16 protein-coding genes are annotated in these 17,988 nt (G+C 54.5%); 6 read left to right on the forward strand and 10 right to left on the reverse strand.

Annotation, left to right across the window (positions count from 1 at the left end; translation table 11 throughout):
* The first annotated feature begins 429 nt into the window (after nt 1-429).
* Complete coding sequence (locus GSF67_RS24750) at nt 430-1,506, forward strand: acyltransferase (protein ID WP_006312255.1); 1,077 nt, start codon at nt 430-432, stop codon at nt 1,504-1,506.
* Nucleotides 1,507-1,612: 106 nt separating this feature from the next.
* Here the strand turns inward: GSF67_RS24750 and GSF67_RS24755 are convergent, their stop codons facing one another.
* The 6 genes from GSF67_RS24755 to GSF67_RS24780 all read right to left on the reverse strand — a co-directional run bounded on the left by GSF67_RS24755 (nt 1,613) and on the right by GSF67_RS24780 (nt 8,806).
* On the reverse strand, nt 1,613-2,074 hold the full coding sequence (locus GSF67_RS24755; protein ID WP_006312256.1) for a DUF411 domain-containing protein: 462 nt from the start codon (nt 2,072-2,074) through the stop codon (nt 1,613-1,615).
* A complete protein-coding gene (locus tag GSF67_RS24760) occupies nt 2,071-5,241 on the reverse strand; it encodes an efflux RND transporter permease subunit (protein WP_006312257.1) in 3,171 nt (1,056 codons plus the stop codon). Before GSF67_RS24760 ends, GSF67_RS24755 begins: the two co-directional genes overlap by 4 nt.
* Nucleotides 5,238-6,644 (reverse strand): efflux RND transporter periplasmic adaptor subunit, encoded by a 1,407-nt coding sequence (locus GSF67_RS24765; RefSeq protein ID WP_006312258.1) that lies wholly within the window; start codon nt 6,642-6,644, stop codon nt 5,238-5,240. Before GSF67_RS24765 ends, GSF67_RS24760 begins: the two co-directional genes overlap by 4 nt.
* Nucleotides 6,641-7,039 (reverse strand): FixH family protein, encoded by a 399-nt coding sequence (locus GSF67_RS24770; protein ID WP_006312259.1) that lies wholly within the window; start codon nt 7,037-7,039, stop codon nt 6,641-6,643. The genes GSF67_RS24765 and GSF67_RS24770 overlap by 4 nt, the downstream gene beginning before the upstream one ends.
* A gap of 94 nt (nt 7,040-7,133) precedes the next feature.
* Nucleotides 7,134-7,496: a hypothetical protein gene (locus GSF67_RS24775; protein WP_244399809.1), complete on the reverse strand. Its 363-nt coding sequence runs from the start codon at nt 7,494-7,496 to the stop codon at nt 7,134-7,136.
* A 743-nt stretch (nt 7,497-8,239) separates the two neighbouring features.
* Nucleotides 8,240-8,806: a cytochrome c gene (locus tag GSF67_RS24780; protein ID WP_006312263.1), complete on the reverse strand. Its 567-nt coding sequence runs from the start codon at nt 8,804-8,806 to the stop codon at nt 8,240-8,242.
* A gap of 804 nt (nt 8,807-9,610) precedes the next feature.
* Between GSF67_RS24780 and GSF67_RS24785 the strand changes: the two genes are divergently transcribed.
* Both GSF67_RS24785 and GSF67_RS24790 read left to right on the forward strand, forming a co-directional pair.
* Nucleotides 9,611-11,056 carry a multicopper oxidase family protein gene (locus GSF67_RS24785; RefSeq protein ID WP_006312264.1) on the forward strand — a complete coding sequence of 482 codons (1,446 nt, stop codon included), beginning with the start codon at nt 9,611-9,613 and terminating at the stop codon, nt 11,054-11,056.
* A gap of 11 nt (nt 11,057-11,067) precedes the next feature.
* The gene (locus tag GSF67_RS24790) at nt 11,068-13,296 is read left to right on the forward strand and encodes a copper-translocating P-type ATPase (RefSeq protein ID WP_035215071.1); all 2,229 of its coding nucleotides are present in this window, start codon (nt 11,068-11,070) and stop codon (nt 13,294-13,296) included.
* Between the two features lie 160 nt (nt 13,297-13,456).
* Here GSF67_RS24790 and GSF67_RS24795 read toward each other — a convergent pair whose 3' ends face one another.
* The 4 genes from GSF67_RS24795 to GSF67_RS24810 all read right to left on the reverse strand — a co-directional run bounded on the left by GSF67_RS24795 (nt 13,457) and on the right by GSF67_RS24810 (nt 16,658).
* The gene (locus tag GSF67_RS24795; RefSeq protein WP_006312266.1) at nt 13,457-13,789 is read right to left on the reverse strand and encodes a four-helix bundle copper-binding protein; all 333 of its coding nucleotides are present in this window, start codon (nt 13,787-13,789) and stop codon (nt 13,457-13,459) included.
* Between the two features lies 1 nt (nt 13,790).
* Nucleotides 13,791-14,213 (reverse strand): DUF305 domain-containing protein, encoded by a 423-nt coding sequence (locus tag GSF67_RS24800; protein ID WP_006312267.1) that lies wholly within the window; start codon nt 14,211-14,213, stop codon nt 13,791-13,793.
* 425 nt (nt 14,214-14,638) lie between these two features.
* Nucleotides 14,639-15,994, reverse strand: a complete 1,356-nt coding sequence (locus GSF67_RS24805) for an ATP-binding protein (protein ID WP_006312268.1) — start codon at nt 15,992-15,994, stop codon at nt 14,639-14,641.
* On the reverse strand, nt 15,981-16,658 hold the full coding sequence (locus tag GSF67_RS24810) for a response regulator transcription factor (RefSeq protein WP_035215103.1): 678 nt from the start codon (nt 16,656-16,658) through the stop codon (nt 15,981-15,983). Before GSF67_RS24810 ends, GSF67_RS24805 begins: the two co-directional genes overlap by 14 nt.
* 194 nt (nt 16,659-16,852) lie before the next feature.
* On the opposite strand from GSF67_RS24810, the gene GSF67_RS24815 reads away from it, so the two are divergent.
* The 3 genes from GSF67_RS24815 (at nt 16,853) to GSF67_RS24825 (ending at nt 17,983) form a co-directional block, all read left to right on the forward strand.
* Entirely contained in the window at nt 16,853-17,125 is a 273-nt protein-coding gene (locus GSF67_RS24815; protein WP_083815839.1) for a hypothetical protein, read from the forward strand.
* 102 nt (nt 17,126-17,227) lie between these two features.
* Nucleotides 17,228-17,674: a hypothetical protein gene (locus tag GSF67_RS24820; protein ID WP_128822131.1), complete on the forward strand. Its 447-nt coding sequence runs from the start codon at nt 17,228-17,230 to the stop codon at nt 17,672-17,674.
* Between the two features lie 87 nt (nt 17,675-17,761).
* Complete coding sequence (locus tag GSF67_RS24825; protein ID WP_083815840.1) at nt 17,762-17,983, forward strand: hypothetical protein; 222 nt, start codon at nt 17,762-17,764, stop codon at nt 17,981-17,983.
* Nucleotides 17,984-17,988 lie beyond the last annotated feature (5 nt).

Here is a 17,988-nt window from a genome sequence, read left to right on the forward strand (position 1 = left end):
GCCTTCGACTTCTTCCGTGGCACTTGCACGCGCGGCATCTACGACAATATGAAGACGGCGGTCGAGGCGGTCTTCATGGGGTCGTTTGCGGCAGGGGGCGAAATCCTACGCTAAGCTAAATGCTTCAAACTGCTGGACGCTATAGCACTTATGCATTGCCACGATGCGGGCGGGAGGAACTTGACGAGGTTGAATCTGCGATCGTGGAACGATTTCGGAGAAACCGTCGATAAGTTCAAGCGGCCGGGTGTAAAGGGAAGGCCTCCGGAAGTTCGTGCGCGAGAATCTCTGCGGCGGTTCGCCCCCGAACATTCAGTAACGATCTCTGCGAACATAAATTAACTGTCAGCATGCTAACGTTTGCGAACGGAAGTTGAAGAGCGTGCGGTTACCTCGAACAGAGGCGAAATTATGGTTCGGTGAGCTAAAATGTTGTTCAGTAGAGACCCAAATACGCATCGCATTTTCGAAATCGAGTGTTTACGTGGCTTCGCGGCCCTCTACGTCGTTTTCTTCCATGTCCTGAGACCGGAAATTCAGACCTATTCTTACGTCCTGTCCATCCCGTTCCGGTTCGGGCAGGAGGCGGTTATTCTTTTCTTTCTACTGTCTGGTTTTTCTATCAACTACTCTTGGTCGAAAAAAAATGAGAGAAGCTTCAAAATTTTTGCAACGGACAGGCTTCTCAGGATCATGCCGATTTTTCTAGTCGCTCTTGTCGTTTCTTATTTCTGCGCGGCATTCTCCGTCCGTGAATTGATCGACATGGACCTTGGTGCGTTCGCCGGAAATGCTATGATGCTTCAGGACAGACCTAGACCCGGAACAATCGTCGAGCCTTACATGGGTAACAAAGCCCTATGGTCTCTCTCTTATGAAGTCGCTTTTTACCTATTCTATTATGTGCTCACCCGGTTTTCTCCTGCGAATCGGAGAACATTCATAGTTGGTGTCACCTCGTTCGTGTTCTTTCTTCTGATGCTGGTTTATCCCAATCAGCTCAGCCGTTTCCTTTCTTATTTCTGTATCTGGTGGCTGGGCGCGGTGATGAGCGAAATTTACCTTGGACGCATTCAAACGAGAGAGTTTTTCCTGGCGCTCGTGCCCGTTTTTCTCGTTGCCTTGTGCCTTGCCGTTCTAGCATCCGACGCCCCGGCCGAAATCGATGTCGGAAGCAGCATCCTGTTCCCCTTTCTGGAACTGCGACATTTTGCAGGTGCTATAGTCATTGCTCTCGTCATTTTCGGGTGGTCCGTTATGGGATGGAAAGGCTTCAGGCGGCTTTTTGGGCCTTTTGTTGTATTAGCGCCGGTTTCCTACGCACTCTACGTACTTCATTACCCAATTATGTCCGTTGCAAGAGAGAATTTGAACCTATCTCCGTGGCTGGCCATCCCCCTGACAGCGATGCTGACCCTAGTAATTTCCGGTGTTCTCGAAGGTCCTTTTCAGCAAACCGTTAATCGTGTGATCAAAACCCGTCAGAAAAAAAGCAAGGCATTTTAGTACCGGCCTGCAACGCGGACAGGTGGTCAGTCAACAATCGGCCGCCTGTACAAGTCCCGCGAGACAGTGGCTGCCATTCGGCGGATCGGCCAATATGCCAATTCCTTTAATAGCTGATCGGCCTCACGCGCATGTAGATCGCCGTTCCTCCGGTTTTGTCGACGCTCAATACATCGTAGGATGCGACCGCCGGATCGTCTCCCATACCGAGCGAGCCGACTGGCATCCCTGGAACGGCAAGACCAAGAATATCTGGTGCCTCACTCCTGAGTTTCACGACTGCTTCGAGAGGAACGTGACCCTCGATGAAATACCGGCCGATAATTGCGGTGTGGCAACCTTCGGCAGTTTTCGGTACGCCGTGCTTTCTCTTTACTGCATCCAGATCAGCAACATCCTTGACGTCGACCTGGATGTCGGCATCAGCCATAGCGCTGGCCCAGGCCCCACAGCACCCACAAGATGGATCCTTGTAGACCACCATCACCGGCTGGGACGCAGTGGCGGGTTGTGTGCTGCTAACCGCCAACGTGGCAACAGCGGTGCAGATAAATTGTCTCCTGTTCATGCAAGAGCTCCTTCGCTTTGGTTTTCATGGAATACTGGAATATGATCGCCGGAAGATCGCGGTAGCCGCCATCCCTTTACCAGGGCGTAGACAGCTGGAATGACGACTAGCGTGAGGATCGTGGACGATACCATGCCTCCAATCATTGGCACGGCTATTCGTTGCATGATTTCCGATCCTGTTCCTGTGCTCCAGAGGATAGGGATCAGACCGGCCATGATCGCGACTACTGTCATCATTTTCGGCCGGACGCGTTCAACCGCACCCACCATGATCGCATCCCGCAGATCATCCTTCGTCAACGGGCGTTTCTCGACGAGACACAATTCGCGTTTTTCACGGAGGGCATGGTCAAGGTAGATGAGCATGATTACGCCTGTTTCCGCTGCGACACCCGCAAGTGCGATGAAGCCCACAGCCACGGCGACTGACGCATTGAACCCCAGCCACCACATCAGCCAGATGCCTCCGACGAGCGCAAAAGGCAGCGAGAGCATAACGATGAGAGTTTCCGTCAGCGCTTTAAAATTCAGGTAAAGAAGCAAAAAAATGAGTGCCAGGGTGACAGGCACCACGATAGCAAGTCTGGCCTTTGCGCGTTCCAGATATTCGAACTGGCCACTCCAGGCGACCGAATAGCCAGAGGGCATCTCGACGCTTTTCTCGACGGCGTCACGCGCATCAGCAACATATCCGCCGAGGTCGCGTCCGGCGATATCAACGAAGACGTAAACTGCTAGTTGACCGTTTTCCGTTCGAATGCTTGTTGCGCCACGGCTCAAACGAACCTCCGCCACCTGACCAAGCGGAACTGACCCACCGCCTGGAATGGCAACCTGGACATCCCGAGCAATCGATTGTGGGTCACTACGGAATGCCCGGGGATAGCGCACGGCAACCCCGTATCGTTCACGCCCTTCTACTGTGGATGTTACGACCTCTGCTCCGAGCGCTATGGAAATGACGTCCTGGACGTCATCGATTGTCAATCCGTACCTGCCAAGCGCGAGCCGGTCTGGAATGATATCTAGGTAATAGCCACCTATCACCCGTTCTGCATAAGCGCTTGATGTGCCCGGAACTGCTTTCAGAACAGTTTCGATATCGCGGGCAATCCGCTCCATTTCCTTGAGATCGCTGCCGAAGACTTTGACACCGACAGGCGTGCGAATACCAGTCGAGAGCATGTCGATGCGAGCTCGGATCGGCATGGTCCAGGCGTTCGACACACCAGGGAACTGGAGCGCGGCATCCATTTCCTGTTTGAGGCTATCTATCGTTACGGCTGGTCGCCATTCGGACTTCGGTTTTAGCGTGATGATCGTCTCGAACATTTCGGTTGGTGCGGGGTCGGTGGCGGTCAATGCCCGCCCGGCTTTCCCGAAAACTGTCTGAACTTCAGGGAAGGACTTGATGATCCTGTCCTGCGTTTGGATCAGCTCCGCCGCCTTGGTAACGGACAGACCTGGCAGCGTTGTCGGCATATACATCAACGTTCCCTCGTTCAAGCTGGGCATGAACTCGGTACCAATCTGGCGAGCGGGCCAGATCGTCATAGCAAGCGTCACGATAGCCAACAAAATGGTAAAGACTTTCGCTTTCAGCACCCCATTTATGATCGGACGATAGACCCAAATCAAAAAACGATTGAGGGGATTTCTATGCTCGGCAACAATCTTTCCGCGAACAAAGACAATCATCAGAGCTGGCACAAGCGTGACGGACAGGAGCGCGGCGGCAGCCATCGCGAAGGTCTTCGTGAACGCCAGAGGCCCGAACAGTCGGCCCTCCTGAGATTCGAGCGTGAAGATTGGCAAGAACGATACGGTGATAATCAGCAAGCTGAAGAAAAGCGCAGGGCCGACTTCGCTCGCGGCCCCAATCAGGACCTCTGACCTGCTCTTGTCAGGGTGAGCGCGCTCGAGATGTTTGTGTGCATTTTCGATCATGACGATGGCCGCGTCGATCATCGCTCCGATAGCAATCGCGATGCCACCAAGGCTCATGATGTTCGCGCCAATTCCAAGCGCTCGCATCGCGACGAAGGCCAAGAGGATGCCCACCGGCAGCATAATAATCGCCACTAACGCGCTTCGGATATGGAGAAGGAAGGCAATTGTCACGAGCGCAACCACAACCGATTCCTCGATCAGCGTACTCTTCAAAGTCTCGATTGCGGCCTCGATCAGCTGGGACCGGTCATATACCGGAACCACTTCCGTTCCAGCTGGTAGACTCTTCGAAATGGTTGCCAGGTTGTCCTTCACGCCTTCGATTACCGACAACGCGTTAGAACCGAACCGCTGAAGCACAATCCCGCTTGCGACCTCACCTTCGCCATTCAGTTCAGCTATGCCACGCCTTTCGTCCGGAACGACTTCGACGCGAGCGACATCCTTCAAACGAAGTGGCGCACCCATCTCGGTCGCAAGAACGATGTTCTCGATATCTGAACTGCCCTGGAGATAGCCTTTTCCCCGCACCATGAACTCGAACTCGGACAACTCGACCGTGCGACCGCCGACATCGCGGTTGCTGCCACGAATTGCGGCAGTCACTTGTCTAAGCGTGATCCCTTGAGCCCGAAGTCGAATAGGATCGACCACAACAGAATACTGCTTCACAAAGCCACCGACGCTGGCAACTTCTGACACGCCGTCGGCTTTGGCCAATCCGAAACGGACCACCCAATCCTGCAGAGAACGCAGTTCGGCCAGCGACAGCTCTTTGGCAACAAGGGCATACTGATACACCCAACCAACGCCCGTCGCGTCTGGCCCAAGACCGGGTGCGACGCTATCGGGTAGTCGGCTGGCTGCTGCGTTCAGATATTCCAGAACCCGGCTGCGCGCCCAATAGGGATCGGTACCATCTTCGAAGATGACGTAAACGAACGAAACTCCGAAGAATGAAAAACCACGCACCACCTTTGAGCGTGGCACCGTCAGCATTGATGTCGTCAGCGGATAGGTCACCTGATCTTCAACGACTTGCGGCGCTTGGCCCGGATAGTCCGTGTAGACAATCACCTGAACGTCGGACAAATCCGGAATGGCGTCCAGAGGCAGCGTTCTGATAGAATAAATCCCCGCAGCAACCGCGAGTGCAGCGCCAACGAAGATTAAAACGAGGTTCCGGGCTGACCAGGAAATCAGGTTTGCGATCATGGCTTGCTCTCCGTCTTAACGAGGGCGTTAAGGGCCGAGGTCAGGTTGCTTTCCGCATCGAGAAGGAAGTTTGCGGTTGCGACAACGCGCGCACCAGGGTCGATACCCCTGACTATTTCCACTTCGTCGTTCCCTCGAACGCCGAGCTTTACATCACGGGTTTCAAATCTGCCTTCGCCCTTGTCGATGAAAACAATCTGGCGGTCTCCGGTATCAATGACCGCCGAAGCCGGCACCGAAAGAACTGGTGCCTCTCCACCCGTTTCCACCTCGACTTCTGCGAACATGTTCGCGCGCAGAGTACCCGTCGGGTTCGGAACCTCGATCCGGATTTTCGCCGTCCTCGTCTGCGTTTGCAGGTCCGGGTAGATGAGGGCTATTGAGCTCTGGGTTTGCTCACCCGGTGCGTTAGAGAATCTAACGGTTACGGGCTGGCCGACCTTAATTGCTGCAAGATCATATTCTGGCACGTCAGCGATGACCCAAATCACCGAATTGTCGGCGAGCCTGAAAAGCGTGGCACCGGCCTCGGCCATCATGCCCGGTATTGCCTGCCGTTCGAGGACCACGCCACCCATTGGCGCGAAATATTCCAAAGAGCGCGGTACGACCCCTCCTTTGGTAATTTCATCTATGGTCTGATCCTGGAGGCCCAGGTTACGCAGTTGTTGTCTGGCACCATTGGTTGCCATGCCGCTCATTCCGGCTCTTACAGAAGCCGAAAATTCGGCCGCAGCGCGTGCGATATCTCCCGAATAGAACGAAAAAAGATGATCACCTGCTTTGACCTCGTCACCTGACGTAACGCTCGCGACGTTGTCGATAAACGCGTCTGTTCGCATCGAAACAACACGGCTGCGACGCTCGTCGAATTGCACCGTGCCAGGTATTCTGATGCGCCGCGACATCTTGCGACGCTCGGCGATGGCTGTTCTGACGCCGGTTTTCTGTAGCTTGCCCAACGGCACACGCAGTTCCCCTGCCTGAGGCTGGTCACCGTCGTAGACCGGAAGATAGTCCATCCCCATGGAATCCTTCTTCGGAACCGGGGATGTGTCTGCGAGGCCCATGGGATTGCGGTAGTACAGCACCCTACGCGCGCCGACCTGTTGGACGTCAGGTTTGACAGGTTCGAAGCTGACGTCCTCACTTTGTCGCACCTCCAGGAATGCACGGCCATCCAGCGTCTTTTTGGGACTGAGTGAATACTCCGGTAACCCATCCGGGTGGCGGAAATAGATTACCTTCCCCGAGCCTTTTGCCTGAACAGGCGATGAAATCGCCCTCATCGCAACCAAGGTTTTGAGTTGCTCACGACCGATACCGTTTATCCCGGCGGCATAGGTCCCGGCCCCAACGATGACGAGCGACGATGAGGTGAAAATAATCCTGCCAATGCTCATGGCTTAGCCTGCAGCACGAGTTCGCCTTGAACCGTCTCTGGCTCGCCCTGCATCTTGACCGCGAGCTTAAAGCGCCAGCCGCCCTCCATGGGAAGATTGGCTTTGAAGCGGTAGACACCGGCTTCATCCGAGGGAAGTGGGTCCAATGTCGTCGTCATGGCTTCCATTCCCTCGGGAGCCATATCCAGGCGGGTCGCGAAAATGACCGCATCCGGGACCGGTTTGCCGGTACGCTTGTCTTTGAGAAGGACGGAGACAAGCGCTTCCGGACCTTGGGGAACTGACGAATGAACCAGTTGGAATTCATAGTCGGTAGAGCCCGCCAGAGCTGCAGGCGGGATGGAAAGCAGGAAGGCAGCGATCAGAGACCGCGAAGTATGAGAGAAGTTTTTCATTGGAATCCCACCAAAGCGCGCAACAGGCGTCGCTCGTGCGTTTACGTTCAAGCAGACCAGCAATGGCACTGCTTTTGTTCGAAAAAGGGTGAGATTAAATTTTCGGTGGACGTGCGGGTGGCTCTGAGACAGCAGACCGGAAATCGTCCTCGCTTGGCAGAGAGAACTTCAGGTCGTGCATCGCGAAAACAGACTTCCATTGTGCGTTTGAGCCAAAGCTCCCAATCAGGCTGGTGGAGCAGATCAAAGCAAGCGGGCAAGGTTTACCGCAGTCGAGCTTTTTCACTGGCTGCTCGTCCGGGCAGCCCTGCACATTCGTCCCGCTGCCCATATTCATCTGCGCATCCAGTCCAGGCGTCATCGCAGCCATGGCCACACCAATGGTTGCCGGAGCGAACAGCAGTCCCAGCAAAGCAACTAGCAAAAGGGCGCGCCGCAGCGCAGCAATGACTACCATGTTCATACTCTGGCACAGAGCGATGCGCCTGTGAAGTAGGTGGTTGCGTCGAAAACCGCGACCGAAAGGCGCGGAAAGTTTTTAAAGACCTCTTGACCTCCTTGCGTTGGAAGCCTCAACTCAGTCTCATCAATAAATCGGAGAGTCCCTATGATCAGTTTGAAGTTCTCGATATGATCTCCGGCCATCGTGTTGGCACAGTAGACAAGGCGATCAAAATCGGTGGTCCCGACGCCGTCGCGAAGTTCACTCTGGGCACCAAGCCTGTCATGGTTTGAGAGCAATGCGGCAGATGAAGTTCTCATTGCCCCGATCACAGGCTATATTCCGTCGCTTCAGAGTGACTGTTTTCGCGAGTTGTGATTTATCCGCAGATCAACTTTAGTAAGGCAGAGAGGAACGGACCACGTCGGGCGGCAAGAGAAAATTTCGGCAAGGCGGCCAATTGATACTCCCGCACCGTCAACGGCTGAAACGTCGCGCTCGGCCCCGAGTTGTGAGACAGGCTAACCGTCGGTTAGCTCTTATTGGGCTGATATGTAGCCTTATCATTCTTGCTTCGATAGCAATTCATGCTTTCGTCAACTCTTAGGTAAAGCAGATACGCCGACAACTCACTGATATTACAGATGCTGCAACGGCAATTGTACAGCGTGTTCGGCGAGAAGCTCAGCCGGTCTCACCGGAGAGAAATAACGGAGCTTCAAACGGGCCGGGTCGCGATCAAGGCCATCGTTACATGGCTATTGTGAGCGGAACTTCGTGTGGCACGATGAGCAAGTCTGCAGCATCATATGGAATGTATGTTCAGCAGATATCTCGGATTCCGAGCGTTCGGGCTTGTAACGGGAGCCAAGAATACCACCTTGCATCTGCTCCCCTTTCTTCATGCGCATGTCCTCTGACATTGGACCAGGATGCTGCTCTGCAGCTTTGATCAAGTTGTCGGCATAGTTCTTCAGGTCCGTTGCCAGCTCGGCGAACCGATCGTGGTCCGTCGCTATTACCTTGGTCGCTTTGGAGCCGTCTGAAGCGGTGGCGTTGTCAAAATGATTGATCATTCGGTAACCGGCGCGTTCGCTGATAGTCATCGCCGCGTCTTCGAATAATTGCGCGGAATAAGTTTCTGGTGATTTAAACATGCCAGCGATGGACTTGGCTGCCAAAGCGATAGCCTTCATCTCCTGCTGGCGGGTCACAACTATTTCGTTCGGCTCGGTCAATCCTTCCGAGCTTACCGAGACAACGAGAGCGATGGCTGTACCAAGACACTTCGTCCAGTGATTTGCCCCAATGGCTCTGGCTATCACCTGAGAACCCTCCCGTATCGTTCGGTTATGCCTCGCCGGTAAATGTCGAGGGTGATGTGTCGCCGTGCATATCGACCAGCTTTTCCCTTACCTCAGCGACGATAGCTCTTCACAACGACGGAGGCCAATTATTCCGACACCCGAGCATTCGGCCAGCTTTAAAAAACGACCACGATTAAGAAATCACTGAGGAACAAATTATTGCCGAACGGTGCAATTGTTCGCATATTAACTTCTTTCTACCGAGCGGTAAGTAAGCGCACGGCCCCCTTGACCTTACCACCATTGGAAGGAGCACCATCAGCTTTGGGAGGTTGGGATTGATAGAGATCAAGGTCCGGCACCCTTGAACCTGTAACGTGCAGATGATGTGAGAGTTTAAATGAGCTGGCACGACAAGGGATCAACGTTCTGGAGGCTGGTGGTGGCGCTTGTAGCGGCCGCGATCATTTTCGCCGCGCCTGCTTCTCACGCCTCTACTTCGCCATGCAGCGCCCCAAAAGTCGCAGCCGACGCCTATCATCAAGAGCATGGCGATCGACAGGCAGCGGGTAAAATGTCGCCCGACAAAAAATCGTGCTGCAGTGCGACCTGCGCAGCTTGCGTCACGGCTATTATGGAACTCCACCCGCAAATGCCCCCGTATTTTCCGGCGCATCCGATTATCGAGTGGTCCTTCTATCCTTTAGGGCGAGAACCAGCGCCTGGCTTCGAGCCGCCTCGATCTGCTGCCTGACAACTTTGCATACGCGCAGAACACAGAGCAAAATAGTCGGCACGCCGACAAAGATCGAGAGAGAAATCATGTACCGTCGAGACTTTCTAAAAACACTCGCCGTTGGCGCGGCAGCATTTTCGCCAGTTGGCACAGCAGTTGCCCGTGCGAACGCGTCTGCAATCGAGCTGACTATTGTGAAACGTGTTCTTGAAGTCAGCGGGAAGCCCGCGACCGTTTTCGGGTTCACGAACCGAGATGGCGGTCCGGGGCTCATCCTGGATGCCGAGACACAATTCAACGTTAGCCTTCGCAACGATACGGCCGAAGAAACTTTGATCCATTGGCACGGTCTGACGCCGCCGTGGAATATGGACGGCGTACCGGATAATCCAGCTGCACTGTTGAAAGCCAAGGAAATCCGACAGTACGATTTCCCGGTTGGAAAGGGCGGCACCCATTGGATGCACGCTCATACACTCCAGGAGCAGAGCCTCCTGGCCGCCCCTTTGATCGTTCGGACCGCGGAAGATCGCGCCCGCGACGAGCAAGAAGTTGTAATCCTTCTTCATGACTTTTCATTCAAATCGCCCGAGGAACTGCTCGCAGAGCTTCAGTCGGAAAATCAGGCCCACGGCATGGAAATGGGTGGCGGCAAAATGTCGTCGATGACGAACATGCATGCCGGCCATCAGATGCCGATGGACAATGATTCAAATACAGGAATGCCGACGATGGACCTGAACGATATCGAATATGATGCCTATCTGGCCAATGATCGGACTCTGGATGATCCCGAGGTCTTCCAGGTGGAGAAAGGTGGTAGAGTTCGGTTGCGCATCATCAACGGTGCCACAGCGACGGCCTTTACTATCGACACTGGCTCTATCGATGGTGAGCTGTTCGCTGTTGATGGGATCGACATTCAGCCAACTCCCGGCCGTCGGTTCCCTGCTTCGATGGGTCAGCGGCTGGACATCCGGCTGCAATTGCCCCCCGGTTCGGGGACATTTCCCGTGCTAGCACTGCGTGAGGGTGCCAGAGAGAGAACAGGCATCATACTCGCTACCGCTGATGCTTCGGTGACCAAGCTGGAAGCCGTTGATTCAGAGAAAGGCCCTGTTCTCGATCTCGCTTTGGAAGAGCAACTCATTGGCCTCACACCTCTCCCCATCCGTACACCTGACCGGCGCTTCGGATTGATGCTGAGTGGAGATATGGCGAAATACAAATGGCAGATCGAAGAATCCGAGCCTTTGAATGTCACCAAAGGGCAGCGTGTACAAATCTCGATGCATAACATGTCGATGATGGCACACCCCATGCATCTGCATGGACATCATTTCCAGGTGGTCGCGATTAATGGCAAACAATTCGCCGGAGCCGTACGAGACACCGTGCTTCTACCGCCGATGGCCCAGGTAACCATTGAGTTCGATGCGGCCAACCCGGGCCGCTGGCCGCTCCATTGCCACCACCTCTATCACATGGCGGCAGGCATGATGTCTTTTGTCACCTATGGTAGTGCAATCTAACGGAGGCAGACATGACGAACGAACATCGCGGGCATGCCCGCCATCCTCATGATCATCACAATGAACATGGTCAAGGGCCGTCGAACGCGGTCCCGCTTAAGCCGAAAGTTGTTACCGGTTCTGGAGAAGACGTCGTCTACACCTGCCCGATGCACCCGCAGGTCAGGCAGATTGGCCCAGGTAACTGCCCCATCTGCGGTATGACGCTGGAGCCTGAGACTCCGGAGGTCGCATCTGGACCTAGCGCCGAATACATCGACATGTCCCGGAGGTTCTGGATTAGTCTGGCTCTTTCGCTACCGGTTCTCGCATTGGAGATGGGTGGGCACCTGACGAACCTTCATATGATACTCGCGCCCCAGACCTCTAACTGGATTCTGCTTGTACTGGCTACGCCTGTCGTTCTTTGGGCAGGGTGGCCCTTCTTCGAACGCGGCTGGCAATCGGTCGTTACGCGCCACCTCAACATGTTCACCCTCATCGCGATGGGTACAGGCGTGGCTTGGATGTACAGCGTGATCGCGACCATCATGCCAGGCATTTTTCCGGAAACTTTCCGGTCCGGAGAAGGCGCTGTCGCGGTCTATTTCGAGGCGGCTGCCGTCATCACCGTCCTCGTTCTGCTGGGACAGGTGCTCGAACTGAGGGCGCGTGAACAGACTGGCGGTGCGATCCGTGCACTGCTCGATCTCGCACCAAAAACGGCACGGCGGGTAAATCCTGATGGGTCCGACGAAGACATCGGATTGGAAGTGGTAGCCGTTGGTGATCATTTGCGTGTCCGCCCCGGCGAGAAAGTTCCGGTCGACGGGAAACTGTTGGAGGGCCGCAGTTCCGTCGATGAATCCATGATCACCGGCGAATCGATGCCGGTGACGAAGGAGGCCGGTTCGAAACTCATCGGCGGCACCATGAACCAGACCGGGGGCTTCGTCATGGAGGCAGGGAAAGTTGGCAAGGACACCATGCTTTCACAGATCGTGAAAATGGTTGCGGAAGCTCAACGGTCCCGAGCACCTATCCAGCGCCTGGCCGACGAAGTGTCCGGATGGTTCGTACCGGTGGTAATCGCAGTGGCAGTGCTCTCGTTCTTCGTGTGGTTCTCTATCGGTCCTGAACCTCGCTTTGCGCATGGTCTTGTCGCTGCGGTTGCTGTTCTTATCATTGCCTGCCCGTGTGCCTTGGGTCTGGCGACGCCCATGTCGATCATGGTCGGTGTTGGCCGAGGGGCGAAGCTGGGTGTACTGATCAAAAATGCCGAGGCTCTGGAGCGGTTCGAAAAGGTCGACACTTTGGTTGTCGACAAGACCGGGACCCTTACGGAAGGCCAGCCGAAGGTGACCGCTATAGTTCCAAGCGAAGGCGTGTCCGAGACCGAGTTACTCAGGACGGCTGCAACTCTCGAACGATCCAGCGAACATCCACTTGCGCTGGCAATCGTTACCGCTGCTGTCGAAAGGAACATCCAGCATGGAGTCGCGCAAGAATTCGATAGTCCCGTCGGCAAGGGAGTGACCGGTGTTGTCGACGGTCGGAGGCTTATCCTGGGCAGTCATCGCATTATGGAAGAAAGCAGTATCGATGTTTCATCGGTTACTGCGCAGGCAGAGGCGCTACGGAACGAAGGCGCAACTGTCATTTTCATGGCCGCCGATGGCAGAGTGGAGGGATTGTTCGCGATTGCCGATCCCGTGAAGGTAACGACCCCCGAAGCGGTGAAGGCGTTGGTCAATGAAGGCGTCCGCGTCGTTATGCTGACCGGTGACAACAAGACCACGGCTCTTGCAGTTGCACGGCGTCTCGGAATTTCCGAAGTCGAAGCCGAAGTTCTCCCTGAAGATAAGAGCAAAATTGTTGCCAAACTCCGAGGAGAAGGCAGGATTGTCGCGATGGCAGGAGATGGGGTCAACGACGCGCCCGCCTTGGCAGCGGCGGACGTCGGCATTGCCATGGGCACTGGGACCGACGTTGCCATCGAAAGTGCAGGTGTCACTCTCCTGAAAGGCGACCTTCAGGGCATCGTCAGGGCCCGGCAACTCAGCAGGGCGACTATGGCAAACATCCGGCAAAACCTGTTCTTTGCTTTCTTCTACAATGCAGCAGGGATACCTGTGGCGGCCGGTATCCTTTACCCTTCGTTTGGCCTTCTGCTATCGCCCATCATTGCCGCAGCGGCCATGGCCCTGTCTTCCGTCAGCGTGATCGGCAATTCCCTGAGACTGAGAAGTGTCAAGATATGACAAACGGAGTAGGGGCGCAGGTAGAACAAACCCGGCCTGGTCCTGAGGCCAACACGGCTGTCGTTTGTATTTATACATTGGAATCCACCGCCCAGTAACGGAGACTTTACGGCCTAACTTTGTCGGGAGTGGTGGCCGGGGAATAGCCCCGGCCGTTTGGTCAAGCAGCCATTTTTTCACAGCTTTCCGCGCATTTGCGACAGGCCGTGACGCAGCTCTCCATGTCCCCAATACGATCACAGTCGTCGGCGCACTGGCGGCAAATCTCGGCGCACTCCCTACAGATGTGCTTGTGATGTTCCGTGCCGATCAACATGAAATGCGCGGACGTTCGGCAGATTTCAGCACATGCCATCATGAGCTTGAAATGCTTTGGCTCAGTATGCTGCCCACCCATTTCCAGGCAGTGGGCCATGGCCGTCGACAGGCATTCGCTGTAGCAGGCCAGGCAGTTTTCGGTGCAGGCCTTCATCTCGGGTGATGGGTGATACATTTTATTTAACCTCCTTCTCAACCCAGGCTGTCATCTCCTCGATCTCCTTCGTCTGGGCATCGATGATTTTCTGGGCATTGGCTTTTGCTTCGGCGTTATCGCCATGCTTCAGCTCGACCTGCGCCATGCTGATGGCGCCCATGTGGTGGGCAATCATCCCGCAGACGAACGAAACGTCAGGATCCTTTTTCATCATGCCCTGCATCATGTTCATACCCATGGTCTTCATGCCCTCCATCGACTCCTTCTGGTAGTCGGTCATTTCGGGCATAGAGTTTTCATGGTCTTTCATAGCCATATCGCCTGATGCGGCCGCGCCTGATTTGCATTTCTCCGGATATGCGGTCTGAGCGAACGCCGGAAGGGAAGCGAGCATTGATGCAAAAGCAATCACGGTGGAGGATGCTCTAAAAAAGTTTTTCATTTTTCAAACTCCTGTTGAATTGAAGGGTCGTCGCAGGAGGTCGGATTTGGGAGGCGGATCGGGGGAACGATCCAGGTAGAGAGCGGCAGAAGTTCGAACTGAGTGGTCAAGACGATAGCCGATGGCTACTGGCAAACCAGTCGTAGGAGCTCTCTGAGTTATCGGGCAGCAGTGCAAACCCGTACAGCAGTTCTTCAGAGGCTGCGTGCTGTGGTGAGTGTCTGACGTCCCGGCATGAACCGCCGCACAGCCCTTCGAATCCGCAGCAAAGCCCTGAGGCGCGCCAATGATGTGAAACACCATCAACAACGCGCTGACAGCGGCGAACAGACGGCAAATGGTTCTCTGCTTTTGCATTCGTGGCTCCCGAATGCAAACGCAAACTCCAGGGTCGCACAAAGGTTCCCTGAACGTCTTTGAGTTATTTAAGCCTGTGGGTCTTGAAATACGACGACCACACGAAGTCCTGGCGAATTATCCGAAAGAGTTGCGGTAGCGCCGTGAAGCTCACAGATCGCTTTGACGAGGCTTAGCCCTAATCCCGATCCTGTTGTGGTCCTGCTTTTCTCAAGGCGATAAAACCGGTCAAATACACGCGTGTGCTCTTCCTCAGGTATACCGGGTCCGTTATCGGCGACACTTAGTAAGACTTGGCCACCATGGCGCGAAGTTCCAATCCAAATACGTGAACCCACCGGAGCGTGGCGCATAGAATTTGCCAGTAAGTTTGCGAGCAATTGTCGGATAAGATCGGGGTCACCAACAACCCAACAGCCGCTCGAATCTCCATGGATCGTTAGGTCATACCCTTCCTCGCCAGCAATGACATCATACATTTCATAAATATCTCGAATGAGTTCGCAGAGATCGAGATTAGTGAAGCGAGCGGTTCTGCTTCTGGACTCGATCTGTACGATACGCAAAAGCGCATCAAAAGTATAAGCAACCGATCGGATTTCTTCCAAGGCTTTCTCTACGCCCTCCCTCATCTCATCAGCTGAGCAGGCGTTCAGAGCGTCTTCCAGTACAAGGAACGTGCGGCCAATGGGGGTCTTCAGGTCATGGGCGACATCGGTTGTCACCTGTTTTAGCGCAGCAACGCTGGCTTCCAGCCTCGCCAACGCCACGTTGATCTCCACCGATAATGTGTCGATTTCATCCATGCGCGACGAGACCGGAAGCCGTTTTGACAGCTCACCGTGTCCAATGGCGTGGGCGATTTGGGTTAGCGACGAGATACGGCGTCGGGTTCTATAGGCTAATATAGCCGCCCCCGCCATTCCTATGGAAAGAACGATGGCCGTCGCCCATCCGAAACTGACGAGAACAATTCGCGTCAGTTCGTCGGTGTCTCCATAGCTGGTGCCAACCACAAGTTCGTTTGGTCCCAACGAACCGTTGAAAAGCTTGTAATAGGAGGCACCGTCATGCTGGTCGTCCGGTTGTAGAATCGAAAATCCAACTGGAACGTTGGAAAATCGGGCATTTCCTGCGATCAACTCTCCTGCTGTTCCCCGCAAGGTATACATAGTCTCCTGACGCCGGATCGCGGGTCCGTGACTGTCAATCATTTGAACCGCGCCTTGCAAACCACGAGCGTCGAAGGCTGACTCGATCTCTCGGAAGCGCTCCATCACATTCAAGTTCAACCGTTCATCAAGAAAACTCACCACCATCTGGTACGCAGCAACGTTCGCACCAAGTGATGCGACGAAAAATAAGGCGATATAAATTATCGCCAGCCTGACAGCGGTGTTCTTGAAAAAACTATTGCCGAGCATGGAGTGTATAGCCCGTGTTTTTAACGGTGTGCAAAAGTGGTTGGTCAAATGGTTTGTCGATTTTAGCCCTTAGCCGGCTGATGTGCGTTTCCACGACAGAGCTTTGGGGATCGAAATTGAAATTCCATATTTTTTCGAGAAACATCGTCTTTGTCAGCACGCGCCCTTCGTTTCGCATAAGGAACTCCAAAAGCGCGAACTCCCGAGGTAACAAATCAATGTGTTGACCCGCCCGGGTTATCGTTCTGCTGACGAGGTCCATATCCAGGTCGCCAACGCGCAGGCGTGTTTTCTCTGTCGCGATTGGGGGACGTCGAAAAAGTGCATTTATTCTTGCGGCAAGCTCCGAGAACGCGAATGGTTTTACCAGATAGTCGTCACCACCTGCTTCCAAGCCTTCAACGCGGTCGTCAACGCCGCTCATCGCCGTTAAAAATAACACGGGTACACGAACTGAGGCAGCCCGAAGGCTCTTCACGAGGTTGAGACCATCCAGTCCTGGGATCATTCGATCAATGACGAGGACATCGTACCGGCCATCGAGCCCAGCGGCGAGCGCCTCTCGCCCATCTGCAATCCAATCAACCGTGTGGCCTGAAGAATTCAGCCCTTTCACGATATAGTTTCCTGTGGTGTTGTCGTCTTCCACTAAGAGTATCTTCATAGGCGAAAGAGTTACCTCGCAAATCACGGTTGCTCCCGGCGGGATAGTGTTCATCGCCGCGCAATTCTGGCTTTCTTGCGGCAATGGACCCATGTGCGGTTTTACAAATTTGTATAGTTGGCGACAGGTGGCTGAAAAGCACGTGGTCTAACTTCACAATACTGCAAGATCGCAGTGCCACGAGGTGTTGTAAAATGATCAATAAACTAGCTATCGCCGCTTTCTCCCTAATCGCCGCATCCTCCGCCGCTTCGGCAACCAGCATGCTTAGCGAAGCTGCTTCGCCGATTGCCAAAATCACGCAAGGCCACGGAAAACCAGGTGATACGGCCACGTCAGTCTCCGATCCGGATGTCACTTTTCGCGTATTGGACAGCGGAAAGGTCGAACGGACCAACAAACGTTTTGGGACTGCAGCGATCGTAGACCCGTTGGCAGAATTCCGGACTGGCAGACGTAACAGATGAGAACTGAAGTGACATGCGCTCGGCTGGACAATTGGTGGCCGAGCGCATCGTTACCGTTTAGCTTGCCGTCGCTCTTAACGTCGAAGCAACTATGCGAATTTTTTGTTTGAAGCGACGACTGTTGACAATTTTCCAGGATGCGGTGATGTGATCCATATGAAACCGATGCATCGATTCATATCTGCAGCCTTGACGCTGATCTTTCGACTAGCGATCGTGGTGTCGCTTGGGGGATACAGCGTTTCTGCGCTAAATGCGGGGATGCATCCCGATCAACCCGCGCAAGTCTCCCAGCAAGAAATGTATCACGGTTTGCACATGGGTCATCAAGCCGCCACGTCGGATGATGATCGTCGTGGCGGTTTGGGTGAACACTCGAATTTTAACGATTCGAAGAAGTCCTGCTGTCAGGACTATTGTAGTATAGCCGCGATAAATTGCGGAAATGTCCATCTGAAGCATCCTCGGGTTGAGCCCGTTCGAGCGTTTCTCAATGACGCCCGCTATGTTGGACAGGCACCGACTGTTCCCTTGCCGCCTGATATTTGAGAACTAGCGCCCGCACGCCGGGTCTTGCTGTGCTTTCGCGGTTCATACGCGCTTGCATAAACGCGATCATATTCTCGGATTCTCCCCATGAAACGTTTGTTCCTGGTGGTTGCCGTGCCGCTTGTTGTCAGCGGATGCGCATCCACTCTGCCTGAAGTCGTAGCTTCTACTAGCAACCCCGACACCGCGTCCGATATACGGACCGCCCGGTATCAGAACCCCATAGGGGAATACACCCACCGCATCCCTGTCGACCCCAAGCCATGGCGTGATCTCAACGATGCGCAGGCTCCCAAGAAGAAGGGATGAGTGCA

The sequence above is a fragment of the Agrobacterium sp. CGMCC 11546 genome (assembly GCF_013365515.1).
GTDB lineage: Bacteria > Pseudomonadota > Alphaproteobacteria > Rhizobiales > Rhizobiaceae > Agrobacterium > Agrobacterium fabrum.